General features: G+C 74.2%; 2 protein-coding genes and 1 pseudogene. 1 reads left to right on the top strand and 2 read right to left on the bottom strand.

Annotation, left to right across the window (positions count from 1 at the left end):
* Nucleotides 1–1,826, bottom strand: a 1,826-nt coding sequence (locus ACIBBD_RS38720) for a type I polyketide synthase (protein WP_399424711.1), incomplete at its 3' end; no start/stop codon positions are given.
* 533 nt (nucleotides 1,827–2,359) lie between these two features.
* Nucleotides 2,360–3,220 carry a 1,4-dihydroxy-6-naphthoate synthase gene (locus tag ACIBBD_RS38715; RefSeq protein WP_399424709.1) on the bottom strand — a complete coding sequence of 287 codons (861 nt, stop codon included), beginning with the start codon at nucleotides 3,218–3,220 and terminating at the stop codon, nucleotides 2,360–2,362.
* Nucleotides 3,221–3,618: 398 nt separating this feature from the next.
* On the opposite strand from ACIBBD_RS38715, the pseudogene ACIBBD_RS38710 reads away from it, so the two are divergent.
* Nucleotides 3,619–3,792, top strand: a pseudogene (locus ACIBBD_RS38710) (aminofutalosine synthase MqnE); the annotation flags it as partial.

The raw sequence follows: 3,792 nt of genomic DNA, 5'->3' as shown, positions 1-3,792 counted from the left end.
ACGCAGACCGCGTCGAAAGCCTCGGCGAACACCGGGAACGCCTCGTACAGCTCACGCCCCATACCAGGACGCTGCGCACCCTGACCCGAGAACAGGAAGGCGACCTTGCCGCCGCGGCGTGCGGTGCCGGTCACGGTGTCCGGGGCGGACTCACCGGTGCCGATGCCGCGCAGACCGGCGAGGAGGGCGTCCCTGCCGGTGCCGAGCACAACGGCGCGGTGTTCGAAGTGGGTGCGCGCGGTGGCCAGGGTGTGGGCGATGGCCGGGTCGTCCGCGTCGGGGTGGGTCCCGACGTGGGTCAGGAGGGCGCGGGCCTGCGCCTTGAGGGAGTCGGCGGTGCGCGCGGAGAGGATCCACGGCAGCACCGGCGACGTCCGGGCGGCGGACCGGCCGCTGACCGTGTCGTCGCCCGGCGCGGTGGCAGTGTCGCCGTCCGGGTCGGCGGGCGGGGCCTCCTCCAGGATGACGTGGGCGTTGGTGCCGGAGACGCCGAACGCGGACACGCCGGTACGGCGCGGTCGGTCACCCCGTGCCCAGGCGACCGGTTCGGTGAGCAGGCGTACGTCGCCCTCGGTCCAGTCGACCTTGGTGGTGGGGACGTCGACGTGCAGGGTGCGCGGCAGGCGTTCGTGACGCAGGGCCTGGATCATCTTGATGACGCCGCCGACGCCGGCCGCGGCCTGGGTGTGGCCGATGTTCGACTTGAGGGAGCCCAGCCACAGGGGCCGGTCCGCGGGGCGGTTCTGGCCGTACGTGGCGAGCAGGGCCTGTGCCTCGATGGGGTCGCCCAGGGTGGTGCCGGTGCCGTGTGCCTCGACGGCGTCGACGTCGGCCGGGGTGAGGCCGGCGGAGGCCAGCGCGGCGCGGATGACGCGTTGCTGTGCGGGGCCGTTGGGGGCGGTGAGGCCGCTGCTCGCGCCGTCCTGGTTGACGGCCGAGCCGCGGATGAGGGCGAGGACCCGGTGGCCGTTGCGGCGGGCGTCGGAAAGCCGTTCGAGCAGGACCAGGCCGGCGCCTTCGCCCCAGCCGGTGCCGTCGGTCGCCTCGGCGAAGGACTTGCAGCGCCCGTCCGGCGCGAGTCCGCGCTGCCGGCTGAACTCCAGGAAGGTGACGGGGGTGGACATGACGGCGACGCCGCCGGCCAGGGCGAGGTCGCACTCCTCGGCACGCAGGGCCTGGACGGCCAGGTGCAGGGCGACGAGGGAGGAGGAACAGGCGGTGTCGACGGTCAGGGCCGGGCCTTCGAAGCCGAACGTGTAGGAGATGCGGCCGGAGGCGATGCTGGCCGCGCTGCCGTTGCCGAGGTGGCCCTCGACCCCGGCGGGCGGCTCGGGGAAGCGGGTGGCGTAGTCGTTGTACATGACGCCGGCGAACACCCCGGTGGCGCTGCCGCGCAGGTCCGAAGGGCGCAGTCCGGCGCGTTCGAGGGCCTCCCAGGTCAGTTCGAGCAGCAGTCGCTGCTGGGGGTCGGTGGCCAGTGCCTCGCGGGGGGACATGCCGAAGAAGGCGGGGTCGAAGTCGGCGGCGTCGTGCAGGAAGCCCCCTTCGCGCGTGTAGCAGGTCCCGGGGTGGGCGGGGTCGGGGTGGAAGAGGGCGTCCAGGTCCCAGCCCCGGTCGTCGGGGAAGCCGGAGATGCCGTCCGTGCCGGTGTCGACGAGGTGCCACAGGTCTTCGGGGGTGCGTACTCCGCCGGGGTAGCGGCAGCTCATGGAGACGACGGCGATGGGTTCCGTTGCCTTGGCCTCGACCTGGCGCAGCCGGGCGCGGGTGCGCTGGAGATCGCTGGAGACTCGGGTCAGGAAGTCGCGAAGCCTGTCGTCGCTCACGGAGCTCACGGATCGGTCTCCCTTCGGCGGCGGGCGCGGCGGCTCGCCGGTGGGGCACGGGCCATCGGTGTCGGCCCCGGCACCGTGGAGGGCCGGGGCCGGTGAGGGCGGGCTCGGCGGCCGGTTCCCTCGGGGTGGGCGGCCCTGGCGCTCCCGGTGCCGGGCCGTCCTCCAGGGCGATTATGGGGACGGTCCGGGACGGTTCCGGAGTGCTGACCGGGTGCTCTAAGAGAACTTCTAGCGTTGCCGGGTGGTTTCCGGGCGCGTGCGGGTCCTCCTGGCCTGCGGCGGCCCGTCGTCGTCCACGCGGCCTCGGGCCGGCCGGCCCCGGCCGCCCCGCCCCGGCGCGCTTCGGGTCCCGACCGTCGGAGGCCCGTCCGCCGACCACCCGGGTCCCGACCGTCGGAGGCCCGACCGCTCGCCCCCCCACCGCCGGACGCTGGACTGTCCGGTCCCGGCCGTCCGAGGCCCGACCGCTCGGGTCCCGGTCACCAGTGCCTCGCGCGGCGGGTCGTGCGGCGTGGGGCCGCGCCTCACAGGCGTCCGGTCACTGCCAGCGCTCCGGCCGGCAGTGGGGGGAGCAGACCCAGCCGCGCGGAGCGGTCCAGCAGGGTGCGGACGGCGTGCAGGCCGTCCTGTCCGAGTTCGACCGTGAACTCGTTGACGTAGAGGTCGATGTGCTGGTCGACGACGTCCGGCTCCATCTCCTGGGCGTGCTCGAGGACGTAGCCGCGGGAGGCGGTGGGGGTGTGCCGGGCGGCGCGGAGCGAGGACCGCACGGTCTCGGCGATCCGGTGCAGGAGGGGCTCCCCGAGGGCGCGGCGGGCGACAATGGCGCCGAGGGGGATCGGCAGGCCCGTCCGCTTCTCCCATTCCTCGCCCATGTCGGCCACGCGGTGCAGGCCGTAGCGGTCATAGGTGAAGCGCGCCTCGTGGATGACCAGGCCGGCGTCGACACGGCCGGCGCGGACGGCCGGCATGATCTCGTGGAACGGCAGGACGGTGATGTCGCCGACGCCGCCCGGGACGGCTTCGGCGGCCCACAGCCGGAACAGCAGGTAGGCCGTGGAGCTGGTGCTGGGGACGGCGATCCGGGCTCCGGCCAGTGCGCCGGGCTCCGCGGGCCCGGCGGACAGGACGAGCGGACCGCAGCCGTGTCCGAGGGCGCCGCCGCACGGCAGCAGGGCGTAGTTGTCCAGGACGTGCGGCAGGGCTCCGTAGGAGATCTTCAGCACGTCCAGTTCGCCGCGCGCGGCCATGCCGTTGGTGACGTCGATGTCGGCGAAGGTGAGCCGCACCTCGGGGGCGCCGGGGAGCAGCCCCTCCGTCCAGGCGTGGAAGACGAACGTGTCGTTGGGGCACGGGGAGTGCGCCAGGGTCAGCGGTGACGTCATGGGCGGTGGCTTCCTTGTCTGCCGTTCGGCCGGGGATGTGCCGGGCGGTACGGGGCCGTCGCCCCCAGCAAACCCGTTGCGGGTATGGGGTTTTCCCCAGACTGCCCTCCGTAAGGATGGGAGGGCCCCACTCGGCGCGGTGTCGATGCCCCGTCGTCCGGCCGGGGCCCGTGGCATCCGGCACGTCGGCCGGTTCCGCGGGCTGCGGCCGGACGGTTTCGACGCGACCGCCGGCTGGTGCGGCTGCGATCCGTCCCGCCCGGCCGTCCCTGGGCGGGACGGCCGGTCCACGGTCCGCGGGAGTTCGTTCCGTTCCGGGGCCGCAGACGAGCAACGTGCTGCGCGTGCTCGGACCCACTACGTGTGCCACGAGGCACTGACCGAGGAGGTTCCCGGCCATGGACGCTGGGCTCAAGCGCGAGCTGGAGGAGAAGGTCCGCTCCGGTGAGCGGCTGTCCCGCGAGGACGGCATCGCGTTGTACGAGTCGGACGACCTGGCCTGGCTGGGCGGTCTGGCGCACGAGGTGCGGACGCGCAAGAACGGCGACGTCGTCCACTTCAACGTCAACCGG

Source organism: Streptomyces sp. NPDC051315 (assembly GCF_044455165.1).
Lineage (GTDB): Bacteria > Actinomycetota > Actinomycetes > Streptomycetales > Streptomycetaceae > Streptomyces.
This window is presented reverse-complemented; position numbering and strand designations above follow the sequence as displayed.